This window comes from Streptomyces corynorhini, from assembly GCF_003346515.1.
Taxonomy (GTDB): domain Bacteria; phylum Actinomycetota; class Actinomycetes; order Streptomycetales; family Streptomycetaceae; genus Streptomyces; species Streptomyces corynorhini.
Map to the genome: position 1 here is coordinate 1 of NZ_QQNA01000008.1, position 26,472 is coordinate 26,472.

The window sequence follows — 26,472 nt, forward strand, 5'->3', positions numbered from 1 at the left end:
GGGGGCGCGGGTGATGGTGCCGGTGCCGGTGCCGGTGCCGCTTGCGGCTGTGCTGCTGTGACCATGCCGTGTGCCTTGTGCCTTTCTCGCCGGGGCCGGGCGGGTGTCCGTCGGCCGCTCCGGTCGGTGCCGGGTGTTCAGAGGTCGGTGTGGGGAGTGGGAGTCGCGTGTTTCAGAGGTTCGTGTCGATGAACGCGAACAGCTCGTCGTCGTCCGCGAACCGCAGGCCGTCCGGCGCGGCGTCCTCGGCGGCGGTGCTCGGGGGGTGCTCGATCCGGGTGAGCAGTCCGCGCAGCCGCGCGGCGATCTGCCGGCCGGTCCCCTCGTCGGGCGCGACGCACAACGCCCGCTCCAGGCGGTCCAGTTCGGCGAGGCCGGGCGCCGGAAGGTCGGGCACCAGCTCGTCGTGGAGGAACGCGGCGGCGTCCGCCGGGGTGGGGAAGTCGAACACCAGCGTCGCCGGGAGCCGGGCGCCGGTCGCCGTGGTCAGCCGGTTGCGCAGCTCCACGGCGGTCAGGGAGTCGAAGCCCGCCGTCTTGAAGGGCTGCGCCGGATCGATCCGGTCGCCGGAGGAGTGGCCGAGGACGGCCGCGGCCTCGTCGCGTACGAGGTCGAGCAGGACGCCGCGCCGGGCGGCCGGGTCGAGGCCGTCCAGCCGCAGCGCGCGGCGCGCGGCCGGCAGGGTACGGCCGACCCGGCCGGCCAGAGGGAGGAGTACGCGCGGCAGCGCGCCGTCCCTGGCGCGCTGCCGCAGGACCGCCCGGTCGACGGGCGCCGCCACCAGCACCGGGTGCGGGGAGGCCAGACCGGCGTCCAGCAGCCGCATGCCGTGCGCGTCGGAGATGGGACGCATCCCGGTACGGCCGATCCGGGCGAGGTCCGCCTCGCCCAGATGCCCGGTCATGCCGCCCGCCCGCTCCCAGTGGCCCCAGGCGAGCGATACGGAGGCGTGCCCGGCGGCGCGGCGGCGGATGGCCACCGCGTCGAGGAAGGCGCTCGCGGCGGCGTAGTTGCCCTGGCCCGCGGTCCCGAGGACGCCTGCCACCGAGGAGAACAGCACGAACACGGCCGGGTCCGACGTCCGGGTCAGCTCGTCCAGCCAGACGGCGCCGTCGGCCTTGGGCCCGAAGACCGCGGCCAGCCGGTCGGCGTCCAGTGTGTCGATCATCCCGTCGTCGAGTACGCCCGCGGTGTGCACCACGGCCGTCAGCGGCGCTTCCCGGGGGATCCGCGCGAGCAGCGTCCGTACCTGTTCGCGGTCGGCGACATCGCAGGCGACGGTCTCTACCCGGGCGCCCAACCCGGCCAGTTCGCGGCGGAGTTCGGCGGCGCCCGGGGCGGCGGGACCGCGCCGGGAGGCGAGCACGACGTTGCGCGCGCCGTACGCGGTGACCGCGTGCCGGGCGGCGACCGCGCCCGCCATGCCGGTACCGCCGGTGATCAGTACGGTGCCCTCGGGGTCGAGCGGGCGCGCGGTGCCGCCCGTGGTCTCCTCCGCCGTGCCGCCCGCGCTCTCCGCCGCGTTCACCCGGACCAGCCGGGGTACGTACGGCTGTCCGCCGCGCACCGCGCACTGCGCTTCCCCGGCCTCGTCCACCGCGGCGAGGACAGCGCCCACCGCGTCGGTCCAGACACCGGAGGCCGCGCCGGATTCGGGGCCGGTGTCGGGGCCGGGGCCGGTGTCGGATCCGGGGCCGGGGGCCGTGTCGAGGTCGGCGAGGACGAACCGGCCGGGGTGCTCGGTCTGCGCGCTGCGCACCAGCCCCCAGACGGCGGCCGCGACCGGATCGACGGGGTCACCGTCGTGGACGGCCACGGCCCGCCGGGTCGCCACCACCAGCCGCGCGCCGGGCCGTTCGCGGTCGGCCAGCAGCGACTGGAGCGCGGTCAGCACGCGGTGGACCGCCTGCCGGGCACGTTCCGGTTCCGGCAAGCCGGACCGGCCGGTGCCGGGCGGCAGCACCCGCCAGTGCGGTGTGTCCTCCCCGTCCGCCGCGCCGGGGTCCGCGCCGAACACCGTAACGGGTACGGAAGCGGGTACGGCGCCGGATGCGGGCAGCACGCTCCAGGTGAGCCGTGACAGCGCACCGTCCACACCGTCCTGAGCGGCCCCCGGATCGGGCGGCAGCGGACGGGTCGACAGCGAGCGGACGTCGAGCAGCGGGCTGCCGTCGGCGGCGGCCACGTCCACGGTGAGGGCGCCGGGGCCCGGTGTCACCCGTACCCGGGCGCTGCTCGCTCCGGTCGCGTGCAGCCGCACCCCGTTCCACGCGAACGGCAGCACCGGCTCACCGTCAGGACCGGCCACCAGGGCGGTGTGCACGGCCGCGTCGAACAGGGCCGGGTGCACGGCGAACCCGTCGGCGTCGGCCGGTTCGGGCAGGGCCACTTCGCCGAAGACCTCGGGACCCCGCGTCCAGGCGGCGGTCAGACAGCGGAACGCGGGGCCGTAGTCGTAGCCGCGATCGGCCAACGCGTCGTAGAACGCGGCCACATCAACCGGCCGGGCGCCCTCGGGCGGCCACGCTCCGCTCCACGCGGACGCCTCCGCGCCCGCCCCCGACCCGGCGCCCACCCCCGACAGCGCGCCCGACCCCGCCTCGGCCAGCCGTCCCACCGCGTGCCGGGTCCACGGCGCGTCCGCCTCGCGCGGCCGGGTGTGGACGGTCACCTCGCGCCGCCCCCGCTCGTCGGCGCCGCCCACCCGTACCTGTACGGTCAGCGCGCCGTCGAGCCGTACCGGCGCCTGCGCGACCAGCTCCTCCAGCTCCGGGCAGCCCACCCGCTCGCCCGCGCGGAGCGCCATCTCCACCAGCGCCGTGCCGGGCAGCAGTACGGAGCCGCCGACCGCGTGGTCGGCCAGCCAGGGCTGTTCCTCGCGCGACAGCCGTCCGGTCAGCAGAACGCCGCCGTCCCGGGGGTCCGCCACCTCGGCGCCGAGCAACGGATGGCCGAGCGGTTCCAGTCCCGCGGCGGCGAGCGCGGACGACGGCTGCCTGGCCGGCCAGAAGCGGCGCCGCAGGAACGGGTGGGCGGGCAGCGCCACCGGCCTGCCGCCCACGGGCAGCAGCGGCGCCCAGTCGACCGGCACACCGCGCGCGAACAGCTCGCCCAGCGAGCGGGCGAACCGCTCGGGGCCGCCCTCGTCGCGGCGGAGCGTGCCGCACACCACGCCCGGCCGGCCGGTGTCCGCCAGGATGTCCTGGACGGCGGCGGTGAGCACCGGATGCGAACTCACCTCGACGAACACCTCGAAGCCCTGCGCGGCCAGCGCCCGCACGGCCGGGTCGAACCGCACCGGGCGGCGCAGATTGCGGTACCAGTAGTCCCCGTCCGCCGCGGGACCGCGCATCCACTCGCCCTCGACGGTGGAGTACCAAGGCACCTCCGGGGCCACCGGGACGATGCCCCCGAGCAGCTCAGCCCATCCGTCGCGCACCGCCTCCACACCGGGGGCGTGCGAGGCGTAGTCCACCGGGACCAGCCGGACCTGGGCGCCCCGCGACTCCAGCTCCAGCTGTACGTCCGTCAGCGCCCCCGGCTCGCCCGCCAGGACCACGGCGGCCGGTCCGTTGACCGCCGCCACCTCCACCCGGCCCTGCCAGGGCCGCAGCAGCTCGCGCACCCGGTGCTCGGGCTGCAGTACGGACAGCATCCCGCCGCGCCCCGCCAGCCGGGCGGCGATGGCCCGGCTGCGCAGCGCCACCACCCGTGCGGCGTCCGGCAGGCTCAGGGCACCGGCCACACACGCGGCGGCGATCTCGCCCTGGGAGTGCCCCAGCACGGCGTCCGGGCGTACGCCGCACTCCTGCCAGAGCGCCGCCAGCGACACCATCACCGCGAACGACAGCGGCTGCACCACGTCCACCCGGTCGAGGGACGGCGCACCGGGGGCACCGGCCACCACCTCGGCGAGCGACCAGTCCGTGTGCGGTGCCAGGGCGCGCGCGCACTGCGCCATCCGGGCCGCGAACACCGGCTCACGGAGCCCCAGTTCGCGCCCCATCCCGGCCCACTGGGCGCCCTGGCCGGGAAAGACGAAGACGGTCCTGCCGGTTGGGCCGCCGGGCGCGGCGGCGCCGGTGACCGTACGCGGGTCGGGGCGGCCCGAGGCGAGCGCCCGCAGCCCTCGGGACAGTTGGCCCGCGTCGCCCGTCAGCACCGCCCGGTGTTCCCACGGGGTACGGGCGGCCAGCGTGTGCGCCAGATCGGCCGGGGAGATGCCCGTTTCGAGCCGCTCGGCCAGCCGTCCGGACAGCTCCGCCAGGGCCTGCGGCGACTTCGCGGACACCACGACCGGAACCGGCACGTCCGCAACCGGAACCGGCACGTCCGGAACCAGCGCGTCCGGGTCGGCGGCGGGCCCGGCGAAGTCCGGCCTTCCGGCAGAGTCCGGAGTTCCGGCCGGGGCCTGTTCGAGGATCACGTGGCCGTTGGTGCCGCTCATCCCGAACGACGACACGGCGGCCCTGCGCGGCCTCCCGGCCGCGGGCCAGGGGCACGGCTCGGTCAGCAGCCGCACCGCGCCGGAGGACCAGTCCACCTCCTGGGTGGGCCGGTCGACGTGCAGGGTGCGCGGCAGCAGCCCGTGTTCGAGGGCCAGCACCGTCTTGACCACACCGATCACCCCGGCGGCGGCCTGGGTGTGTCCGAGGTTCGACTTCACCGACCCCAGCAGCAGGGGGTGGGCGCGGTCCGGCCCGTAGACCGCCTGCAGCGCCTGGGCCTCGATCGGATCACCCAGCACGGTGCCGGTGCCGTGCGCCTCCACGGCGTCGACGTCGCCAGGGGAGAGGCCCGCGTCGGCCAGCGCGCGCCGGATCACCTGCTGCTGGGCCGGGCCGCTGGGCGCCGTCAGCCCGTTGGAGGCGCCGTCCTGGTTGACCGCGCTGCCCCGGATCACGGCCAGCACCCGGCGGCCGTGGCGGCGGGCGTCCGACAGCCGTTCGAGGACCAGTACGCCGACCGCCTCGGACCACGCGGTGCCGTCGGCGGCGTCGGCGAACGACTTGCACCGCCCGTCGGGGGCGAGCCCGCGCTGCCGGGAGAACTCGACGAACGGTTCGGTGTTCGCCATCACCGTCGCGCCGCCCGCCAGCGCCATGGAGCACTCCCCCGCCCGCAGCGCCCGCACCGCCAGGTGCAGGGCCACCAGCGACGACGAGCAGGAGGTGTCGACCGCGACCGCGGGGCCGTGCAGCCCCAGGACGTACGCCACCCGGCCCGCCGCCACGCCGGTGGCGCCGCCGCTGGCGCGGTAGCCGTCCAGGTCGGCGCGGGCGGGCACCTGGCCGGCGTATCCGTTGGCGAACAGCCCCGTGTACACGCCCACATCGCGGCCCTTCAGCGAGACCGGGTCGATCCCGGCGTGCTCGACCGCCTCCCAGGAGGTCTCCAGCAGCAGCCGCTGCTGCGGGTCCATCGCCAGCGCTTCGCGCGGGGAGATCCCGAAGAATTCCGCGTCGAACAGGGCCGCGTCGTGCAGGAAGCCGCCGCTGCGGGTGAGGCTGCGCGCCCCGGTGTCCTGGGCCGCCGCCGGGTCGGTGCCCGGGTCGATGCCCCGGTCGGTGCCCCGGTCGATGACCCGATCGGCGTCCGGGTCCGTCTCCTGGGCCGGGGCGAACAGCCCCTCCAGGTCCCAGCCCCGGTCCTGCGGGAACCCGGACACCGCGTCCCGTTCCTCGATCAGCAGCCGCCACAGCTCCTCGGCGTCGCTCACGCCACCGGGCGCGCGCACCCCCATGCCGACGATCACCACCGGATCCGCGGCGACGGACGGCGCGGGCGCCGCCGGTACGGGGACGGCCGCGGGCTCCACCCCGGACAGCAGGCTCTCCAGGTGCGCCGCCACGGCGGCCGGAGTGGGACGGTCGTACAGCAGCGTCGCGGGCAGAGCGCTACCGGTGGCCTCTCCCAGCAGATCGCGCACCCGTACGGCGGCCAGCGAGTCCACGCCCATGTCCGCGAACCCGGCCCCGGTGCGCAGACCGGCGGGCAGCCGGCCCAGCGCACGCTCGGTCGCCCACTCCACCAACTCCAGTGCGTATCCGGCACGTTCGCCCACGGGCGCCGGGCGCTCCCGGCCCTCGCTCAGCTCCCGGTCCCGGTCCCGGTCCGGGTCCCGGTCCGGGTCCCGGGTCCGCTCCTGACGCCCATCCGTCCCGGACGTGGCGCCGCCGCCGACGCTCCGGCGCAGCGCGGGGCGGTCGATCTTGCCCGCCGCGTTGCGCGGGATCGCGTCGACCAGGTGCAGCGACACCGGCAGCTTGTAACGGACCAGCCGGGCGGCGGCGAAGGCCCGTACGCTCTCCACGGTGGGCTCGGCGCCCTCGGCGGCGACGGCCACCGCCGCCACCGCCTCCCCCTGGGTGGCGTGCTCCACGCCGAGGACGGCGACGTCGGCCAGCTCAGGGGAGTCGGCCAGCACCGGTTCCACCTCGGCCGGATAGATGTTCTCCCCGTTCGAGATGATCATGTTCTTGAGGCGGTCCACGATGGACAGGAAGCCCTCGTCGTCGAGGCAGCCGATGTCGCCGCTGCGGAACCAGCCGTCGGCGTCGAACGCCTCGTCGGTGGCCTTCGGGTCGTTCCAGTAGCCCGCGGTGACGTTGGGCCCGCGGACGCACACCTCGCCGCGTACGCCCGGCTCGGTCACCGGCAGGCCGCTCGCCGGATCGGTCAGCCGTACGTCGGTGAACGGCATGGCCCGGCCCGCCGAGTCCGCCCGGCCGGTGGCCGACGCGGTCGGCAGGTAGGTGGCGTAGCACGAGGTCTCCGTCAGCCCCCACGCCTGCTGGAGCGGCACCCCGCGCCGGGCGTACGACTCGACCAGGGCGGGCGGCACCGGAGCGCCCGAGACGATCGGGGTGTGCAGCCGGGACAGGTCGGCCTCGGCGAAGCCGGGGGCCCGCGCGATGGCCGCGTAGAGGGACGGGATCGCGAACATGGTGTTGATCCGCAGCTCGACCAGGTCGCGCAGCGCGCGGTCGGGGTCGAAGCGGCGGCGGATCACCGTGGTGCCGCCCCGGGCCAGGGAACGCAGGGTGTGGCAGCCCAGCGCGCCGATGTGGAACAGCGGGGTGACCACCAGATTCACGTCGCCGGGGCGTACGCCCGCGGCCCGCTCCAGGTTGGCGGAGTTCCACCACACATTGCCGTGGGTGAGCCGAACGCCTTTGGCGCGCCCGGTCGTTCCCGAGGTGTAGAGGAGGAGCGCCAGGTGGTGTGCCTGGAGCGGTACGGGCTCGCGCACCGGCCCCGCCACCTCGGCCAGCGCCCCGGACAGTGCTGTCCAGTGCGGGTCTGCGGGCCGGTCCAGGGGGGCCGCCGGGTCGTCGTCGACCAGCAGGCACCGCAGCTGCCCGGTGACCCCGGCCGCGTCGGCGACGGCGCGGTGGCCCGGCTCCGCGACCAGGGCGCGCGCCCCGCAGTCGCGCAGCACCGAGCCGACTCCGGCCGCGTCCAGGCCGTGGTTGACGGGGACGAAGACGGCGCCCAGCCAGGCGCAGGCGAGGTAGGTCTCCAGCAGCGCCGGGCTGTTCAGCCCCAGGTGGGCGACGCGCGCGCCCGCCGTCACCCCGGCGGCGGCCAGCACTTCGGCCAGTCGGCCGGCCCGGTCGGCCAGCGCGGGGTAGCCGATCTCCACGTCCTCGTAGATGAGCGCGGGTCCGAGGGACGGCTGCCGTGCCGCGTTCCGGGCGGCTGCCGCCGGGTTGATGTCGACCTGCATGCGGTTCTCTCCTGGAGGGTGGCGGGGGCGGTTCGTCAACCGGCCGTGGGGTCCGTCGCGGTGGCGGATCCGGAGGGAGGCGGCGGGAACCAGCCCGCGCGGACGAAGAAGTCGACGTATCCGCCGAAGAGCCGGCTGTCGACCGGCGGGCAGTGCACTCCGCTGCCCGCCAGGGCCTGGAGGGTGTCCGAGACGTCCATCCGCGGATGGGACGCCCGCCGCCGCGCGATGAGTTCGAACGAGTCGAGCAGCGGGATGATCGCGTTCTCCCGGTCGGCGAGGACCAGCTCCCGCCAGGCGGGCAGGGCCAGTTCGCGCAGCGGATAGCCGAGGGCGCGCAGGTCGGTGACGAAGTCGCCGTAGCCGTGGCCCTCGGGGTTGTGCAGGTGGAAGGTGCGGCCGGTGTTCTCCTTGCGGGCGGCCAGCTCGGTGATGGCCGCGCTGACGTAGTCGACGGGCACCATGTGCACCGGCCCGTCCAGCCCGGTCGGCACCGCACCGGCCTGGAGCAGCCCCTTGAGGCTCATCCATACGAAGTCGCGGGTCTGGCAGGCGCCGTTGACCTGGTCACCGCTGATCACATCGGCGCGGTAGACGGAGACGGGCAGCCCCCGTTCCTGGGCGATCGCGACGACCTGTTCGGCCACCCACTTGCTCCGCAGGTAGCCGTTGGACAGCGCTTCGGGCGGGCCGGTGGGATCGCCTGGCCGCAGCGGCTCGCCGTCGGCCGCCTCGCCCGCGAACACGCCGGTGCTGGAGACGTAGTGCAGCGGCACGGTGCGGTGCCGGGCCGCCAGCCGGAGCAGCTCCCGTGTGCCGTCCACGTTCGCGGCGCGCAACTCGGCGTACGGGCGCAGCCAGTTGACCGAGGCGGCGGCGTGGTGGACGACGTCGACGCTGTGCGCGAGCTGGTCGAAGCGCTCCTCGGACAGGCCGAGCCGTGGGGCGGCCAGGTCGCCCACGAGGATGTCGAGCCGGTCCGGGTCGATCTGGTCGTCGATCCGGTACCAGCGCAGGTTCTCCCGCAGCCGCCGCCGCGCGTCGGCCCGGTCGGCGCCGCGCACCAGGCAGTGGACGGTGGCGTCGGTCGACCGCATCAGGTCGCGCAGCAGGAACGCGCCGAGGAAGCCGCTCGCGCCGGTCAGCAGGATCTCGCGGGGGTCCTCGGCCACGGTGCTGACCTCGGCGGCGGGACGTACGTCGTCGGCGAGCCGTACGTCGGCACGCATGTCCCGCGCGCAGGTCGCGGACGCCCCGGGGGTGTCGGCCGCCGCCCCGGCCGTGGCGAGCAGTTCGGCCAGCAGATGGCGTGCGAGGGCCTGCGGCGTGGGGTGGTCGAAGACGGCGGTCGCGGGCAGCCGCAACCCGGTCACCTCGGCGAGCCGGTTGCGCAGCTCCACCGAGACGAGGGAGTCGAAGCCCATGGCGGTGAAGCGGACCGTGGCGTCGACGGCGCCCGGATCGCTGTGTCCGAGGACGCGGGCGGTCTCGGCGCGGACGGTCGCGGAGACGGCCTCGGGACGTGCGTCCTCGGGGAGCGCGGCGATCCGTACGGACAGCGGGCCGCTGTCCGCGGCGGTCGCTTGTACGGTACGGCGGCGGGGCGCTCCCGGCAGCACGCCGGAGAACAGCGGCGGCACCTGGTCGCTGTTCGCGCGTGCCGCGCGGTGGTCCAGCGGGGTGGCGACCAGCGCGGGGTGCCGGGTGCGCAGCGCGTCGTCCAGCAGGGCCGGGCCGTCGTGCGCGGTGACCGGGGCGAAGCCCGCCCGTGCGATCCGCTTCAGGTCCACGTCGCCGAGGTGCCCGGTCATTCCGCTCTCGTGCGCCCACAGGCCCCAGGCCAGCGAGGCCGCCGGGAGGCCGAGTCGGGCGCGGTGTTCGGCGAGGGCGTCCAGGAACGCGTTGGCGGCGGCGTAGTTGGACTGTCCGGGGCCGCCGACGATGCCCGCGATCGACGAGAACATGACGAACGCGGAGAGGTCGAGGTCGCGGGTCAGTTCGTGCAGGTGCCAGGCGGCGTGCGCCTTGGGGCGGAGCACCGCGTCGAGCCGCTCGGGGGTCATGGTGGCGAGTACGCCGTCGTCGAGGACTCCCGCCGTGTGCACGACCGCGCTGAGCGGGCGGTCGCGGGGGACGGTGGCCAGCAGACCGGCCACCGCCGCCCGGTCGGACAGGTCGCGGGCGGCGAGGGTGACCTCGGCTCCCAGCGCGGTGAGTTCGGCGGCCAGCTGCCGCGCGCCGGGCGCGTCGGCGCCCCTGCGCCCGGCGAGGAGCAGGTGGGTGACTCCGTGCCGGGTGACCAGGTGGCGGGCGAACAGGGCGCCCAGGGCGCCGGTGCCGCCGGTGATCAGGACGGTGGTGCCGGGGCGCCACGGCCCGGTGCCGGGCGCCTCCCGCGCGGCGCTGTTTTCGATGCCCTCGACGCCGGGGACTCCCTCGACGTTCTCGACGTTCTCGACGCCGGGGACGCCGTCGCCGTCCGTGGTGGGCGGGTGCGGGCCGGTGCCGGGCGGACCGCCGGTGTCGGCCGGGCGGGGCTCCGCAGCGCGGGGCTCCACCGGGCGTCCGGCCGCCCCGGTCCGGGCGGAGGCCGTCTGGACCGGGGCCAGGCGCGGCACCAGGACCCGGCCGCCGCGCACCGCGCTCTGCGGCTCGCCGGAGGCAATGGCCGCCGACAGGGCGGTGCCGGACGCGGGGTCGTCGTCGAGGTCGACCAGGGCGATCCGTCCCGGTGCCTCCGACTGCGCCGAGCGGACCAGCCCCCAGATCGGCGCGGCGACCAGGTCGCGGACCCCGCCCGCGCTGTCGGACGCGGGGCCGACGCGCACCGCGCCCCGGGTGACGACGACGAGGGTGGCGGCCGAGGCACGGTCGTCGGCGAGCCAGGCCCGTACGAGCGCCAGCGCCCGCACTGTGGCATCGCGGGCGCGCTCGGGGATGTCACCCCCGGGCCGGAAGACGAACGGCGCCACCACCGTACGGGGGCCACCCGGCGCGGTGGCCGAACCCCACTCCGGGCCCGGCTCCGAGGCCGACTCCGGGCCCGGCTCAGGGCTCAGCGCCGCGTCCAGGTCGGTGACGCGTCGGCCGCCCGGGAGCCCCGGGCCGGTGTCGGTGTCGCCGTGGTCCAGCATCGCCCAGTCGGCCGGGCCGCTCGGGCACGCCACCGATACGGGCCGCCAGTCCAGCCGGAACAGCGCGTCGCGCTGCTGGGAGCGCGCCGTGTCGATGTCGCTCCCGGTGACGCGCAGCGGCGCCGCCGAGCCGACGGAGGCGACGGGGCGGCCCGCCGGGTCGGCCAGTCGGACCGCCACGCCGTCCGGGCCGCCCGCCGTGATCCGGGCGCGCACCTCGGTGGCGCCCGACGCGTACAGCCTGACGTCGCCCAGCCGCCCGGCGTACGGTGCCGGGGCGCCCTCCGCCGCCCCGTACACCCCGTACGCCTTGTGTTCCTCGTGCGTCTTGTGTTCCTCGTGCGCCCCGTCGACGACGGCGTACCGCAGCGCCGCGTCCAGGAGCAGGGGGTGGAGTACGAACCCGCGCGCCGACACGTCCCGCGGCAGCCGGATCTCGGCGAAAAGCTCACCGCCGCGCCGCCACAGCGCGCGTACCGGATCGTCTGTGCCCGTACCGTCTCCGTCCGCCGGGACCAGGTCGAGGGCCTCGGCTCCGGCCGGAGGCCATTCGGCGACGCCGAAGGGCACTTCACCGCTGCCGGGTGCCGCCGTCCCCGCCCCGCAGGCCGTCCACCGCGCCCCGCCGTCCCGCGGACGGGTGTGGACGGTGAACGCGCGGCGTGCCGTGTCGTCGGGAGGTCCGAGGACCACCTGGATTTCCAGCGGCCCCCGTGCGGGCAGCACCGGCGGGCGTTCCACGGCGAGGTCCTCGACGACCGAGCAGCCCACGGTGTCCCCGGCGCGTACCGCCAGCTCCGCGAGGAGCGCGGTGGGCAGCACGTGGACGCCGCCGCGCGAGCCGTCGGCCGGCCAGGGGTACGAGCGCGCGGACACCCGTCCGGTGAACACCACTTCGTCGCGGCCGGCGACCTCGACCGTCGTCCCCGGCGCCGCTCGGCCGCTCTCGGACGCGGCGTCGGCGTCCTCGGACGGCTCCGCCCAGTACCGCTCCCGCTGGAACGGGTAGGCCGGCAGCTCCACCGACCGGGCGCCGGGCCGGTCGGCGAACGCCTCGCGGTCGACGTGGTGCCCGATGGCCCAGAGCTGGGCGACGGCGGTGACGGCGCTGTGGCACTCGGGCAGTTCGGCCCGCAGCACGGCCAGCGGGGTGACCGGCCGGACACCGGCGGTGCACTCCTCGACCAGCGCGGACAGCACCCCGGCGGGGCCCAGCTCCAGCGTCGTCCCCACGCCCCGGGTGGCCAGGGTGCGCATGGCGTCCAGGAACCGTACCGGCCTGCGCAGTTGCTCGGTCCAGTAGCGGGGTGAGCGCAGCCGTTCGGCGTCGGCGACCTCGCCGGTGAGGGTGGAGACGATGGCCAGGCGCGGGGCGCGCAGTTCGATTCCGCGCAGGACGTCGGTGAACTCGCCGAGCATCGCGTCGATGTGCGAGGAGTGCGCGGCCTGGGCGATCGGCAGCCGTTTGGTGCGCCGCCCGCGCGCCTCCAGCACGGACGCCACCGCGGACACGGCGTCGGCGTCGCCGGAGATCACCAGGGCCGAGGGGCTGTTGACCGCCGCCACGCCCGCCCGTCCTTCGTGTGCGGCGAGCAGCGGGCGCACCTCGTCCTCCGCCGCCTCCACCGCCGCCATCGCGCCGTGCGTGGGTAACGCCTGCATCAGTCTGCCCCGGGCGGTGATCGCGGCGGCGGCGTCCGACTGCGACATGACCCCGGCCACATGGGCGGCGGCGAGTTCACCGGTCGAGTGTCCGACCAGATAGTCGGGGCGCACGCCCCAGGACTCGACGAGGCGGAACATCGCGACTTCGAAGGCGAACAGGGCAGGCTGCGCGTACGTCATCTCCGAGAGCCGTCCGCCGTCGGCGATCACCTCGCGCAGGGGGTGTTCCAGATGACGGTCGAGGTGGGCGCACACCTCGTCGAAGGCGGCGGCGAACGCGGGAAACTCCCGGCACAGGCCCTCGCCCATCCGCGCGTGCTGCGCGCCGTGGCCGGTGAACAGGAATCCCAGTCCGCCGGGGGACGCGGAGCCGCGCGCCGTACGCGGTCCGCCGCCGTCGCGGGCGAGCGCGTCCAGCGCGTCGAGCAGGGCGGCGCGGTCGGCGCCCACCACGGCGGCCCGGTGCTTGAGAGCCGCCCGGCCTCGGGCGAGGGTGAGGGCGACGTCCCGGGGCCGGACGTCGGGCTCGTCCCGGAGCGCTTGCCCGAGCCCGTCGGGGAGGCCGTCGCGGGACCGGTTCGCGAGGCCGTCGCGGAGGAAGGCGGCCAGTCTGCCCGCCTGTTCGCGTACGGCGTCGGGGCTCGCGGCGGACAGCAGCCACGGAACCGTCGTGGCCGTGGGCGCAGGCTCCGGTGTGCGTGTCGGCTCCGGTACGGGCGCCTGCTCGGGTGCGGATGCCTGCTCCGGTACGGGCGCCTGCTCCGGTACGGATACCTGCTCCGGTACGGGTGCCTGCTCCAGCACCACATGGGCGTTGGTCCCGCTGACCCCGAACGCCGACACCGCCGCGCGGCGCGGTGTGCCGGTGACCGGCCAGGGCCGGGGTGCGGTGAGCAGTTCGACGCCGCCCGCCGACCAGTCCACCAGGGGCGTCGGCCGGTCGATGTGGAGGGTCGCGGGCAGTGTCTCGTACCGCATGGCCTGCACCATCTTGATCACCCCGGCGATGCCCGCGGCGGCGGCGGTGTGACCGATGTTGGACTTCAGCGACCCCAGCAGCAGCGGACGCTCCCGCGGACGGCCCGCGCCGTAGACGGACAGCAGCGCCTGGGCCTCGATCGGGTCGCCGAGCGTGGTGGCGGTTCCGTGGGCCTCGACGGCGTCCACATCGGCCGCCGCGATCCCGGCGTCGGCCAGGGCCTCGCGGATCACCCGCTCCTGTGCAGGACCGCTGGGCGCCGTCAGTCCGTTGGACGTGCCGTCCTGGTTGACCGCGCTGCCGCGCAGCAGCGCCAGCACCCGGTGTCCGTGACGGCGGGCGTCGGACAGCTTCTCCAGCAGCACCAGTCCGGCGCCCTCGGACCAGGCGGTGCCGTCCGCCGAGGCGGCGAACGACCGGCACCGGCCGTCCGGCGACAGCCCCCGCTGCCGGGCGAAGTCCACGAACCCGCCCGGGGAAGCGGTGATCGTCACCCCGCCGGCCAGCGCCATGCGCGACTCGCCGGAGCGCACCGAGCGCGCCGCGAGGTGCAGGGCGACCAGTGAGGAGGAGCAGGCGGTGTCCACGCTGATCGCCGGGCCCTGGAAGCCGTAGGTGTAGGCGATCCGGCCGGACGCGACGGCCGCCAGCCGCCCGGTCAGCAGATAGCCCTCGCACTCGCCGGGGCCCGACAGCCCGAGGTAGCTCTGCTCGGCGATGCCCGCGAACACCCCGACGCGGGCGCCGCGCAGCGCGGCCGGGTCGATGCCCGCTTGCTCGAAGAGTTCCCACGAGGTCTCCAGCAGCACCCGCTGCTGCGGGTCCATGGCCAGCGCCTCGCGCGGCGAGATGCCGAAGAACGCGGCGTCGAAGCCGGTCGCGGTGGAGAGGAAGCCGCCCGCGCGCGCGTAGGTCGTACCGGGGGTACTCGCGTCGGGGTCGTACAGGGCCTCCAGGTCCCAGCCTCGGTCCGTGGGGAACGGGGTGATGGCGTCCCGCCCTTCGTCGACGAGGCGCCACAGACCGTCCGCGCTCTCCGCGCCGCCGGGGAACCGGCAGGCCATGCCCACGATCGCCAGTGGTTCGCGGTCGGCGGACTCCAGTTCCGCGATGCGCGCGCGGGCGTCGCGCAGCTCCCCGGCGATCCGCTTCAGGTACTGGACGAGCTTTTCCTCATCCGACATCGGACTCTCTTCTCTCGGTATCGGACGGCGTGTGGCGTCAGGTGGCGGGGTTGCCGAGCTGGCGGTCGATGTGGGCGAGCAGCTCTGCGGTGGACGTCGACTCGATGACGGTGGTCATGTCGGCCAGGACATCCCCGGTGGCCTCCTGCCGAGCCGCCGGGGGGTGCGCCAGCAGGCTCCGCAGCCGGGCGGCGGCCTCGGCCCCGGCCGCGCGGTCGCCGTGGGTCGGGAGCGCGGCCAACGCCTGCTCCAGCCGGTCGAGTTCGGCCGCGAGTGGCGGCGTCCCGGAGATGTCGGCGGTCGCGGAGGTGCGGGCTGGCGTCGGGAGGTCGGCGGTCGCGGACGACGTTTCGGAACAGGCCGCGGTGGAGCCGCTCGGTCCGGCGCGTCCGGTGGATTCCGCCGATTCGGCCCCTGCGGCCCCTGCGCCCAGGTCGGCCCCAGCGGCCAGGTCGGCCCCTGCGGTCAGGTCGGCCCCTGCGGCCAGTTCGGTCAGTTCGGTCAGCAGGTGGTCGGCCAGGTCGTCCGGGGTGGGATGGCTGAAGACGATCGTCACCGGCAGCCGCAGCCCGGTCGCCGCGCTCATCCTGGTACGGAGTTCGACGGCGGTGAGCGAGTCGAAGCCCATGTCGCGGAAGGGCCGGTGCGGCTCCACCCCGTCCCCGTCGGCGACCTTGAGTACGGCACGCGCCTCGGCGCGGACCAGGTCGAGCACGAGGGCGTGCCGCTGCGCCGGGCCCAGGCCGGTCAGCCGCCCGGCGAGCGGCTCCACCGGCTCCTCCGGCTCCACCGTCGGCGCCGGAGCGGTCTGTTGGCCGGGGGCGCCGGAGCGCCCGGGGCCGGGACCGCCCGGGTCCTCGGCGTCCAGCCAGTACCGCGTGCGCCGGAACGGATAAGTCGGCAGGTCGACATGGCGTGCGCCCGTACCCGCGAACAGCGCCCGCCAGTCCGGGTCCACCCCTCGCAGATACAGCCGTCCCAGCGCCTCGACCACGGAGTGCGCGGCGGGCACGCCCTCCCGGACGAGGGTGACGGCCACGGCTCCGCCGTCCTCGGCCGTCGTCGGCAGAAGGCCGTCCGCGCCGAGGCCGAGGAGGGTGGCGATCCGAGCCGGTGCCAGGTCGGCGGACGGGTCGGGGGGACGGCCGGGCAGCCCGGCGCGGTCGGTCCAGTACCCGGGTGAGGTCCAGGCGCGCTCCGGGGGCGCCGGGTCGGTGGTGAGCCGGATCAGGGGAAGCGTCGCCGAGGCGAAGGACAGTCCGGCCACCGACCGGCGGAAGTCGTCCGACGCCGCTTCCCCACCGCCCGCGAGGCGCGGCAGACGGGCCCGCGCCACCGCCAGCGCGGCGGCGTCGGACAGTGACAGCAGGCCCGTCACATACCCGGCGGCGGGCTCACCCGCCGCGTGGCCGACGACGGCCTCCGGCCGCACTCCCCACGACTCGTAGAGCCGGAACAGCGCGATCTCGACGGCGAAGCACATCTCGCCGCCGCCGTCGCGGTAGCCACTGTCGTCGCGGTGGCCGTCGCTGTCGCGGTGGCCGCCGCCGTCGTGGTCCCGGTCGGGTACGGCGGCCGTACGGCGCAGCTGCCGGTCCAGTGCGGCGGTGGCGGCGTCGAACGCGGCGGCGAAGGCCGGGAAGACGTCGCGCAGCGCTCGGGCGGCGGCGGCCCGTGGCGCGGGGCCGCCGGTGAACGCGAACGCCACCGGGGCGCGCGCCGCACGCGTACCCCCCGCGCCGTCGGCCACCTCGGCCAGCCCGCGCCGGAAGTCGTGTGGCGCGCTGCCCACCACCACGGCGCGGTGCTCCATCGGGGCGCGCGTGTCGGCCAGCGAGAACGCCACGTCCAGCACGGCGGGCGCGGCGGGACCCGCGGCCAGCTCCGCCAGGTTACGGGCCTGTTCGCGCAGCGCCTCGGCCGATCCGGCCGACAGGGTCCATGGCACGGCGGGCAGTTCTGGGCCGTCCGGTCGCTCCGTCGGCCCCGGCTCCGCGGCTGCTTCGGGGGCCTGTTCGACGATCACGTGGGCGTTGGTGCCGCCGAGGCCGAAGGAGGAGACCGCGGCCCGGCGGGGCTGCCCGGTGTCGGGCCAGTCGCACGCCTCGGTCAGCAGGGTCACGGCGCCGCTGTCCCAGTCGACCTCGGGGGTCGGCCGGTCGGCGTACAGAGTCCGCGGCAGCTTTCCGTGCCGGATCGCCTCGATCATCTTGATCACACCGCCGATGCCGGCGGCGGCCTGCGCGTGGCCGATGTTGGACTTCAGGGACCCGAGCCGCAGCGGGCGGTCCGCCGGACGGTCCTGCCCGTAGGTCCTCAGCAACGCCCGTGCCTCGACCGGGTCGCCCAGGGGGGTGCCCGTGCCGTGCGCCTCCACGGCGTCGATGTCGGCGGGCCGGAGCCGGGCGTCGGCCAGCGCGTCGTGGATGACGCGTTCCTGGGAGGGGCCGTTGGGCGCGGTGAGGCCGTTGGACGCGCCGTCCTGGTTGACCGCCGAGCCCTTGATCACGGCGAGGACGCGGTGGCGCAGGCGCACGGCGTCGGAGAGCCGCTCGACCAGGAGCAGTCCGGCGCCCTCGGACCAGCCCGTGCCGTCGGCGTCGGCGCCGAACGACTTGCACCGGCCGTCGCGGGCCAGTCCGCGCTGCCGGGAGAAGCCCACGAAGGTGGTTGGGGTGGACATCACCGTCACGCCGCCGGCCAGCGCCAGATCGCACTCGCCCCGGCGCAGCGAGGCCGCCGCCAGGTGCAGCGCGACGAGCGACGAGGAGCACGCCGTGTCGACGGTGACGGCGGGGCCCTCCAGCCCGAAGGTGTAGGCGAGGCGCCCGGAGGCGACTCCGGCCGCGCTGCCGGAGAACAAGTAGCCCTCGAAGTCGTCCAGGGGCAGGTGGGGGCGTGCGCCGTAGTCGTTGTACATGACGCCGGTGAACACCCCGGTCCGGCTGGAGCGCAGGGTGTCGGGGGCGATGCGCGCCCGTTCGAACGCCTCCCAGGCGATCTCCAGCAGCAGTCGCTGCTGGGGGTCGGTGGCGAGCGCCTCCCGGGGAGACATGCCGAAGAAGCCGGGGTCGAACAGGTCGGCGTCGTGCAGGAATCCGCCCTGCTGGACGTAGGTCGTGCCCGGCGTGTCGGGGTCGGGGTGGTGGAGGCCCTCGGTGGGCCAGCCGCGATTGACAGGGAACTCCGAGACCGCGTCGGTGCCTTCGTCGACGAGGCGCCACAGCCGTGCCGGTGTGTCGGCACCGCCGGGGTAACGGCAGGCGGTGCCGACGACGGCGAGCGGCTCGTGGTGTCGCTCCTCCATCTCGCGCAGGCGGTTGCGGGCGTCGACCGCCTCGGCGACCACACGCTTGAGATAGGTACGGAGTCGGTCCTCTTCGGTCACGTGCCTCTCGGATTCTGAACTCGTGGCGCCGGAATGTGACGCGCGTCATTTCACACACCGCGTCGCGACGGTGGGCAGGCGTGAATTCCCCGGAGATTCCGGAATAGCGGGAGGTTCCGGAATCTCCGGGGGATCCGGAGCGAGGGGGTGAGCGAGGAAAGCCCGATGGTTCGGGAGCCCGGAGATCCTGGAATCCCGGATTTCCGCAGACGCACACCGGAAGTTCCGAATTTTCAAACCGCTCCCCCGAATTCGCCCCGTACGGAACCATCCTGAGCCATTCGGCGGAACCCGTGAAGCCATCCGGGGAAACATGCCCCATACGAATGAACACCGCATCGCGAGGGCGACGGTGCTCCGATTATCTTCAGGAAACGGGCTGGACCACAGGTTCTCCGGTCCCTTCCCCCTCGGGTCCGGCCGGCGCCGGGCCCGAACGGCGGCCGGGGAATTCCTGCCCCAGCAGGCGCAGCAGCGGGGCGGCCTTCACGGCGGTCTCCTCGAACTCCGCTTCGGCGTCGGACAGCGCGATGACGGCGCCGCCGACGCCGTACTCGATACGGTCGCCGTCGACGACCAGTGTCCTGATCACGATGCTGAGGTCGGCGGCGCCGGAGAGCGAGAAGAAGCCGAGCGCGCCCGAGTAGACGCCCCGCGGGCCGTCCTCCAGCTCATCGATGATCTGCATGGTCCGGATCTTCGGGGCGCCGGTCATCGAGCCGCCGGGGAAGGCCGCGCGCACGCAGTCGACCGCCGACAGTTCCGGTCTCAGCCGCGCCGAGACGGTGCTGACCAACTGGTGCACGGTGGCGTAGGACTCGACCTCGAACAGCCCGTCCACGCGGACGGAGCCCATCCGCGCGCAGCGGCCCAGGTCGTTGCGGACCAGGTCGACGATCATCAGATTCTCCGCCCGGTCCTTGGCGTTCGACGCCAGGTCGGCGCGGAGCGCGGCGTCCTCGGCCGGTGACGCGGCGCGCTTCCTGGTGCCCTTGATCGGCCGGGATTCGACCGTCCCGTCCCCGGCGACCCGGATGAACCGCTCCGGTGAGCAGCTGAGCACGGACAGCCCGCCGAACCTCAACTGGGCGCCGAACGGGACCGGGTTGCCCGCCCGCAGCAGCCGGTACGCGTCCGCCGGGTCGAGCTTGCCGCGCGCGTCGATCATGTTGGTCAGGCAGACCTCGTAGCTCTCGCCCTCGTCGATCTGCCGCAGGCAGGCGTCGATGTGCGCCAGATAGCGCTCCCTGTCGTGCCGCAGCCGCAGCGATCCCGCCGTCGTGGCGGCGGGCCCGCTGCCGCGTGGGTCCTGCGGGGCGCGGGTGAGTTCCGCGAGCAGCGCCGCGGTGCTCGCCACCCACCGCGCGGCGCGCGTGTCGCCCGGCCCCTCGGCCAGCGCGAGCAGGTGTACGGTGCCTTCGCGGTGGTCGAAGGCGATCGCCCGGTCGGCGAAGAGCATCGCCGCGTCGGGGTGGCGCGAGCGGTGCGCGCGGTCGCCGCCGCACTCGGCCTTCAGCTCGTAGCCCAGGTAACCCACCCAGCCCAGGGCGAAGTCGAACGGCAGCTCGGGCACCTCGGTACGGAGCGCGGCGAGGTCGGCGCGGAGCCAGTCGAAGAATCCGCCGGACTCCCGCACCGTGTCCCCGGCCGATTCGACGCTCACCTCGCCCGTCCACACATCGGCCCTGACCACCCGGGCCAGCGGGCCCTTGGCGTCGCCCATGAAGGAGAAGCGTCCGTCGCGCTCGCGCGGTCCGCTGCTGTCCAGCCAGAACGAGGACTCGGAGTCCCGGTAGAGGGCGTCGTACACGGTCTGGGCGCTCACCGGGACGTCCAGCGACCTGTGCACCACGCGCAGTTGGCGCACGTCCCCGGTGGCGGGGGCGGATCGCGGCGCGGGGACCACCGGAGCGGCGGAGGCCACGGGAGCGGTGGAGACCACCGGCGCGGCGGTGACCACGGGCACGGCGGAGACCACGGGAGCGGTGACCACCGGAGCGGTGGCCGCGGACGCGGAGTTCGCGGCGCGCTCGTGCCAGCTCCGGCTGAGGTCGGTGAAGTTGCGCAGCAGTGTGCGGCCGTGCTCCGTGCACACCGACTCGGGGTGGAACTGCACGCCCCACAGCGGCCGGTGCCGGTGGCGCACCGCCATCAGCAGGCCGTCCGGGGTGTGGGCGATCTCCTCGATCTCCTCGGACATGTCCTCGGCGATCAGCGAGTGGTACCGGACGGCGGAGAACGGGGACGGCAGCCCGGCCAGGATGTCGCTCCCCGCGTGTACCACCGGCGAGATCCGCCCGTGGTACGGCTGCGGCGCGCGCCGGACGGTCCCGCCGAAGACCTGGCAGATGCCCTGGTGCCCGAGGCAGACCCCGAGCACGGGCACCTCGGCGGACCGGATCACCTCGGCGCACACGCCGAAGTCCGCGGGGCGGTCCGGTCGGCCGGGTCCGGGCGAGATGATGACGTTGTCGTATCGCTCGCGCCGTACGGTGGCCGCGTCGATCTCGTCGTTGCGCCGTACGACAGGCTCGTCCCCGGTCACCTCGGCCAAGTGGTGGAGCAGGTTGTAGGTGAACGAGTCGTAGTTGTCGATGATGAGTGTGCGCATCAGACCTCACGAAATCCTGCGGACGATTCGGTCGACGACTCCCGTGGGACGGCCGCGAGGACGCGCGGACGGGCGGAAGCGACGAAAAGCCGGGGAACGGGAAAGGGACGGGAGTCGAGGACGTCCGCCCTTCGGCGGCGCACCGCGTCGCGGTGAACTCTCCCAGCGTCTGCGGAAATCGTAGTACACAGCTCTGTCACGCCGTTCTGCGTGGCCGCCCGGAACGTACAGAAATCCCGCTGAGCGCTCACAGGAGCGCGTTCTTCGGCCAATTGTTCACCCGGACGTGTGACTCAGTTCCGTGACCCGGTGAATTGCAGGCACCATCGAGGCGGGAACTCCGCCCGGAAGGCGCCAGAAATCCATGAAGACGTCCCACCCGTCCCACCCCTTGAAGACATCCCAACTGCCCAGTCTGACCGGTCTGCGCGGACTCGCCGCGATGACCGTCTTCGCCCAGCACGCGAGCAGCGTGTGGAACGGCGGCGACGAGAACGCCACCCTGCTGCGTATCGCCTTCTCGGCGGCGTCGTTCTTCTTCCTGCTGAGCGGCTTTCTGTTCAGCTGGTCGTGGCGGCCGGACCGGAGCACGCGCGGGTTCTGGCGCGGCCGGGCGACGAAGATCCTTCCCCTGCATCTGGTGACGCTCGTGTTCGGCGTGCTGCTGGCGGTGGCGGCGGGCCCGCTCCCGCCGGTCCGCGCCTGGCTGCCCAACGCCCTGCTCGTCCAGACGTGGTCACCGGGGTTCGACATCCTGGACCCCGGTATCAACGGGGTTTCCTGGTCGCTGTGTTGCGAGGCGCTGTTCTACCTGCTGTTCCCGCTGCTCGCGCGGCCGGTGCACCGGATCGCGCCCCGGCTGCTGCCCGCCTGCGCCGGGGCGTGCGTGGCCGCTGTGGCGCTGATCCCGCTCCTGGTCGTGACGGTGCGCCCGGCGGTGGCGGGGCAGGCCACGTTCGGCCCTTTCCCGGACACCACGCATCAGATGTGGCTGGTCTACTCGTTTCCGCCGGCCCGGCTGCCGGAGTTCGTCCTCGGCATGCTGCTGGCGCGGATGGCCCGCGAGGGGCTGGGCCGCGGGGTCCGCGGCTGGCACGGCGCGGCGGCGTACGCCGCGCTCTATCCGCTGGCGATCGCCGTCCCGCTGGTCTGGAGCGCCGTGGCGGTCATGGTCGTACCGCTGGCGCTGGTGCTGCTCGGCGCCGTGGCGGCCGATCTGCGCGGCGACCGGTCGCCGCTGCGGCACCCGGTCGCGGTACGGCTGGGAGAGCTGTCGTTCGGGCTGTACATGTGCCATCTGCTGGTTCTCGAACACGGCTGCCGGGTCCTGGACTGCGCGCGGACCGCCAGTACGGCGGTCAGGGCGGCGGACACGGTGGTGCTGCTGGCGGTCTCGCTCGGTCTCGCGTGGCTGCTGCACACCTGTGTGGAACGGCCGCTGCTGCGCGGGCCGCACGGCACGGCGCCGCCCCGGGACGGCGGCAAGAAGCCCACACCACCGACGTCCGGAGTGCCGGTGACCGGAGAGCCGGTGACCGGAGCACCGGCGGCGACACAGCCCGCGGTGGCCCAACCGGCGGTGGCCCAACCAGCGGCGGGACAACCAGCGGTGGCACAACCAGCGGTGGCACAACCAGCGGTGGCACAACCAGCGGTTGAAGAGCCGCCACCCGCGCCGGTCCAGCGGACCGGGACGGACACCATGCCCCAAGGAAGGATCGGACGATGAACACACCCTCCCCCGCGCACGCGGAGCCGCCACGCCCCGGCGAGCAGCCGCCCCCCGGCGGCGCGGACCCCCGGCCGGTCACCGTGATCGGGCTGGGCCTGATGGGTTCGGCGCTGGCGAGCGCGTTCCTGCGCGCCGGACACCCGACCACGGTCTGGAACAGGTCCCCGCAGAAGGCGGATCCCCTCGTCGCGAGCGGCGCCGTCCGCGCGGCGAGCGTGGCGGACGCCGTCGCCGCCGCCCCGCTGGTCGTGGTCTGCGTCACCCGTCACGACGCCGTCGTGGACGTCCTCGACGCCGGAAGGACCGCCCTGCCCGGCAGGGTGCTGGTCAACCTCACCTCCGGTTCCTCCCGGGAGGCCCGCGCCCTCGCGGACCGCGTCGCCGCGCTCGGCGCCCACTGCCTCGACGGGGCGATCCTGACCACCCCGGACGCCATCGGCGCCCCGGACGCCACCGTCCTGTACGGCGGACCGGACGCGGTGTTCCGGGCGCATGCCCCGACCCTGGCCGCCCTGGGCGGCGGTGTCACCTTCCTCGGCGCGGACCCGGGCATCCCCTCGCTCTACGAGGTGGCGCTGCTGGACATCATGTGGACGAGCCTCACCGGTGTCCTGCACGCGATGGCCCTGGTCGGTACGGAAGGCATCGCGGCGACGGAGTTCGCGCCGTTCGCCGCGATGCTCTACAGCGGCGTCGGCTCCTTCGTCCCGCGCTACGCGCGGCAGATCGCGGACGGCGCGTACCCGGCGGACGACTCCACCCTGCACACGCATCTGGCCGGGATCAGACACCTCACGGAGGAGAGCGGCGACCGCGCGGTGGAGGCGCGACTGCCGCTGTACATCCAGGGACTCATGGAGCGGGCGGTCGCCCGGGGCCAGGGCGGCGACAGCTTCGCCCGCCTGGTCGAGCAGTTCGCCCCGCCCGCGCAGGGAGCCGCGTCAGCGGCCACGTCCGCGCCCAGATCCGCGTCCGCGTGACCGTCCCTGTCCCACCGTCCCTGTCCCACCGTCCCCGACTGACCGTCCCCGGCTCACACCACCACCCCGTCGATCTGGAACGTCTGCACCGACGCCGCCGCGAACGGCGCGCCGAACCGCTTGCCGTCGAGATACGTGTCGGCGCGCTCGGCGTACAGGTCGCCCGCGCCCGACGTCAGGGTGTTCCAGCGCCGTACGAGTCCGCCGGTGGAACCGGCGACCTGGGCGAAGCGCGAGAGGTCGAAGGTGAGGGTCTGCGCGGCGCCGGGGTTGACGGCCACCACGACCAGGCGGCGCTGCGCCGGGTCGTAGGCCGCCGCCGCGTAGTCGACGCCCGTGTCCAGAAGGGTCATCCCGGGGCGGATGTGCCGGCTGAACTGGGCCATCACGTAGTACTTGGTCTGCACGGCGCCCGCCTGCGACGTGTTCGGGTCGTACGCGATCATCGCCCAGCCGGGAGACGGGTCCATCACCTGCCAGTAGCAGTAGGCGGTGGGGTGCAGCCAGCGGAAGTCGAGGCAGAGGTTGGTGGCCAGCGAGAGTCCGGTCGCGTCGTTCTGGCCGGTCTCGGAGTTCCACAGCTTCTTGCCCGCCGTGGTCACGACATCGGTGTACAGCAGGTCGCGACGGCCGCCCGAGCCCTGGTAGCCGTGCACATTGACCTGGCTGACCAGGGCCTTCGTGGCGGATCCGAAGGAGTTCCAGGTGGTGCGGGCCAGGTCGTAGCTCGTCTCGTCCGAGGCGGAGATCCGGGTGCCGGTGAGCCCGCGGCTGTCGAGTTCGCCGCGCAGGTACGGCAGGACGGCGGCCTGGACGGACGCGTCGAAGTGGCAGCCCTCCTGGGTACCGGTGGCCGTCCACCAACTGGACGCCGGCTCGTTGAAGGGGTCCACGGTCGCGAAGTTCACCCCCCAGTTGTTCTTCGCCCGCAGTGCCACCGCGGCGAGGTGGGAGGCGTGCTGACGGTAGTTCCAGGTCTGGAGGTTGTTGCCGCCGTTGGCCGCGCCGGACGGGTTGTGGTTGACGCACATCCACCACATCGGCGAATTGGCGAACAGCTCGCTGACCGCACCCCGTTGGACGGCCTTGACCAGGGCGGCCCGCTGGGCGGCGTCCGCGTTCCAGTTCCACGCGGAGGACCCGGGATCCTCGTCGCGCCAGTCCTGCCAGTACCCCTCGATCTGCTTGAAGGCGGGGATGTTGGGGGACGCCACCATGCTCTCCCCGTTGACACTGTTCCAGCCGCAGGCGCCGAGGTTGTAGCGGGCGATGTTCAGCCCCAGGCCGGGCAGACTGCGGCCTCCGTACGGGACGGACTTGGTGGTGAAGAAGAGGTCGGCGAAGTCGTCCCGGGCCCCGAACACATGGGCCCACCAGGCGAGCGAGGTACCCCATCCCTCCCAACTCCCGTACGTGGCGGCGGGATTCACCGAGATCGTCGCGTCGGCACGCGCGGTGCCCGTGGCCAGGACGCCACCGAACAGTGTGCCGCCCGCCGTCGCCGCGAGCAGCGTTCTGCGTCTGATCACCGGACTCCTCCTCCGACACCCCAGGAAGTCGCGTCCATGACAAACGCGCCGGGAGAACACTTCGAGAATCGGGGGCGCCCGCGCGATTGTCGAGAGCTGTGACAGCGCTTTCTACCCAACCGGCACGCCCGTTCTGCCCAACCGGCGCGCCCGTTCCTCCCGACGAGCGCGCCGGGTCGCGACCCCGGCGCCGGGGTCGCGCCGCACCCAGCGGAACCCGTACTGCCGCCGCGCGCGACGAGGCACCTGGTCACGCGGCAGGGCACGGCCGACGCGCCGCTCCCCCGGGAACTCGCCTCCCTCGGAGAATCTCCCGGAACGTGAACGGACGCTGGACCGTTACCGTATTACTCGATGAACCGAGGGCCCGGGAACGGGCCGGGGTACGAGCAAGAGGTTCGAGAACGGGAACGGGAACGGGAGCTGGGATGAAGGGAACGTACGGGACGGCGCGGGTCGTGACACGCCGGACCCTCGTCGCGGCGGCCGGTGCGGCCGGGCTGGGGGCGGCGCTCGTCGCGTGCGGCTCGGAGGACGCCGCCGACGCGAACGGCGGTGGCGGATCGAGCGGTTCGGGAAGCGCCGAGGGATCCGGCGGCTCCGACGGCACGGCGGGCTCGGGCGACGGGCAGCCGGAGTCCGGGGGCGGCTCCGGCGACGCGCTCACCGAGACCACCGACATCCCCGAAGGCGGCGGGAAGGTCTTCGCCGATCAGGGCGTGGTCGTGACCCAGCCCTCGCCGGGCGAGTTCAAGGCGTTCTCCTCCAAGTGCACCCACACCGGCTGCGCGGTGAAGGACGTCTCGGACGGGACCATCCACTGCCCCTGCCACGGCAGTAAGTTCAGCGCGGCGGACGGCAGTGTGCAGGCCGGTCCCGCGACCACACCGCTGCCCGCCGCGTCGATCAAGGTCTCGGGTACGTCGATCACCCTGGCCTGACGGGACCCCGGGCAGGCCACGCACACCCGCTCCCGGGCCACACCGGGGACCCACCCGGTCACAACGCCCGCCGCGGATCCGCGCCCGCCCCCCATGAACGGCGGTCGGCCGGTCTCACCCTTCGTCGGCAGAAGGTGGGACCGGGCGGCCGTCCACCCGCTCCGCCACCGTGCGCAGCGCGTCGACCGCCGCCCGGATCGAGGGGCGGCGGTCCGCATCGGTCCGCCAGGCGGCGTAGACATGACGCCGCATCAACTGGCGTACGGGGACGAAGGCGACGCCTTCCGGCACGATTCCGCGCCCGAGCCTGGGCGCGACACAGACGCCGAATCCGGCCGAGATCAGGGCCAGTTGGGTGTGGTACTCCCCCGCCAGATGCGTGATCCTCGGCTCCACGCCCTTCGAGCGCAGCGTGAACATCAGCCACTCGTAACAGAATTCGCCCTCGGGCCAGGACACCCACTCGTCGTCGGCGAACTCCTCCAGTTCCACCTCCCGCCGCCCCGCCAGCGGATGGTCCACGGGCATGGCCACATCGGGCGCGTCGTCCAGCAGGTGAGCCGTCGTCAGCCCGTCCGGGACGGGCTGACGACGGCTCAC

The 26,472-nt window shown here is 74.6% G+C and carries 9 protein-coding genes and 1 pseudogene; 3 read left to right on the forward strand and 7 right to left on the reverse strand.

Annotation, left to right across the window (positions count from 1 at the left end; genetic code table 11):
* Positions 1–172: 172 nt before the first annotated feature.
* The 5 genes and pseudogenes from DVH02_RS01675 to pabB all read right to left on the reverse strand — a co-directional run bounded on the left by DVH02_RS01675 (position 173) and on the right by pabB (position 20,690).
* The gene (locus DVH02_RS01675) at positions 173–7,729 is read right to left on the reverse strand and encodes a type I polyketide synthase (RefSeq protein ID WP_114621860.1); all 7,557 of its coding nucleotides are present in this window, start codon (positions 7,727–7,729) and stop codon (positions 173–175) included.
* A 35-nt stretch (positions 7,730–7,764) separates the two neighbouring features.
* Positions 7,765–10,863: a thioester reductase domain-containing protein gene (locus DVH02_RS37235; protein WP_456113484.1), complete on the reverse strand. Its 3,099-nt coding sequence runs from the start codon at positions 10,861–10,863 to the stop codon at positions 7,765–7,767.
* 648 nt (positions 10,864–11,511) lie between these two features.
* Positions 11,512–14,691: pseudogene (locus tag DVH02_RS37240) on the reverse strand (type I polyketide synthase); the annotation flags it as partial.
* Between the two features lie 37 nt (positions 14,692–14,728).
* Positions 14,729–18,079 (reverse strand): type I polyketide synthase, encoded by a 3,351-nt coding sequence (locus DVH02_RS01685; protein ID WP_233517976.1) that lies wholly within the window; start codon positions 18,077–18,079, stop codon positions 14,729–14,731.
* A gap of 367 nt (positions 18,080–18,446) precedes the next feature.
* A complete protein-coding gene (pabB, locus tag DVH02_RS01690) occupies positions 18,447–20,690 on the reverse strand; it encodes an aminodeoxychorismate synthase component I (RefSeq protein ID WP_114621862.1) in 2,244 nt (747 codons plus the stop codon).
* Positions 20,691–21,054: 364 nt separating this feature from the next.
* Between pabB and DVH02_RS01695 the strand changes: the two genes are divergently transcribed.
* Complete coding sequence (locus DVH02_RS01695; protein WP_199566130.1) at positions 21,055–22,419, forward strand: acyltransferase family protein; 1,365 nt, start codon at positions 21,055–21,057, stop codon at positions 22,417–22,419.
* A complete protein-coding gene (locus DVH02_RS01700; protein ID WP_114621863.1) occupies positions 22,416–23,402 on the forward strand; it encodes an NAD(P)-dependent oxidoreductase in 987 nt (328 codons plus the stop codon). The genes DVH02_RS01695 and DVH02_RS01700 overlap by 4 nt, the downstream gene beginning before the upstream one ends.
* A gap of 53 nt (positions 23,403–23,455) precedes the next feature.
* On the opposite strand, the gene DVH02_RS01705 is transcribed toward DVH02_RS01700, so the two are convergent.
* Positions 23,456–24,931, reverse strand: coding sequence for a glycoside hydrolase (locus tag DVH02_RS01705; RefSeq protein ID WP_114621864.1), 1,476 nt, complete (start codon positions 24,929–24,931; stop codon positions 23,456–23,458).
* A 428-nt stretch (positions 24,932–25,359) separates the two neighbouring features.
* Between DVH02_RS01705 and DVH02_RS01710 the strand changes: the two genes are divergently transcribed.
* Positions 25,360–25,872: a Rieske (2Fe-2S) protein gene (locus DVH02_RS01710; RefSeq protein ID WP_114621865.1), complete on the forward strand. Its 513-nt coding sequence runs from the start codon at positions 25,360–25,362 to the stop codon at positions 25,870–25,872.
* Between the two features lie 114 nt (positions 25,873–25,986).
* Here DVH02_RS01710 and DVH02_RS01715 read toward each other — a convergent pair.
* On the reverse strand, positions 25,987–26,472 hold a 486-nt coding region (locus tag DVH02_RS01715), incomplete at its 5' end, for a LysR substrate-binding domain-containing protein (RefSeq protein WP_233517977.1).

Coding starts and splice junctions, on each gene's coding strand:
- DVH02_RS37235 (WP_456113484.1), bottom strand. CDS start 10,863: ATGCTGGACCACGGCGACACCGACACCGGCCCGGGGCTCCCGGGCGGC.
- DVH02_RS01695 (WP_199566130.1), top strand. CDS start 21,055: ATGAAGACGTCCCACCCGTCCCACCCCTTGAAGACATCCCAACTGCCC.
- DVH02_RS01675 (WP_114621860.1), bottom strand. CDS start 7,729: ATGCAGGTCGACATCAACCCGGCGGCAGCCGCCCGGAACGCGGCACGG.
- DVH02_RS01700 (WP_114621863.1), top strand. CDS start 22,416: ATGAACACACCCTCCCCCGCGCACGCGGAGCCGCCACGCCCCGGCGAG.
- pabB (WP_114621862.1), bottom strand. CDS start 20,690: ATGCGCACACTCATCATCGACAACTACGACTCGTTCACCTACAACCTG.
- DVH02_RS01710 (WP_114621865.1), top strand. CDS start 25,360: ATGAAGGGAACGTACGGGACGGCGCGGGTCGTGACACGCCGGACCCTC.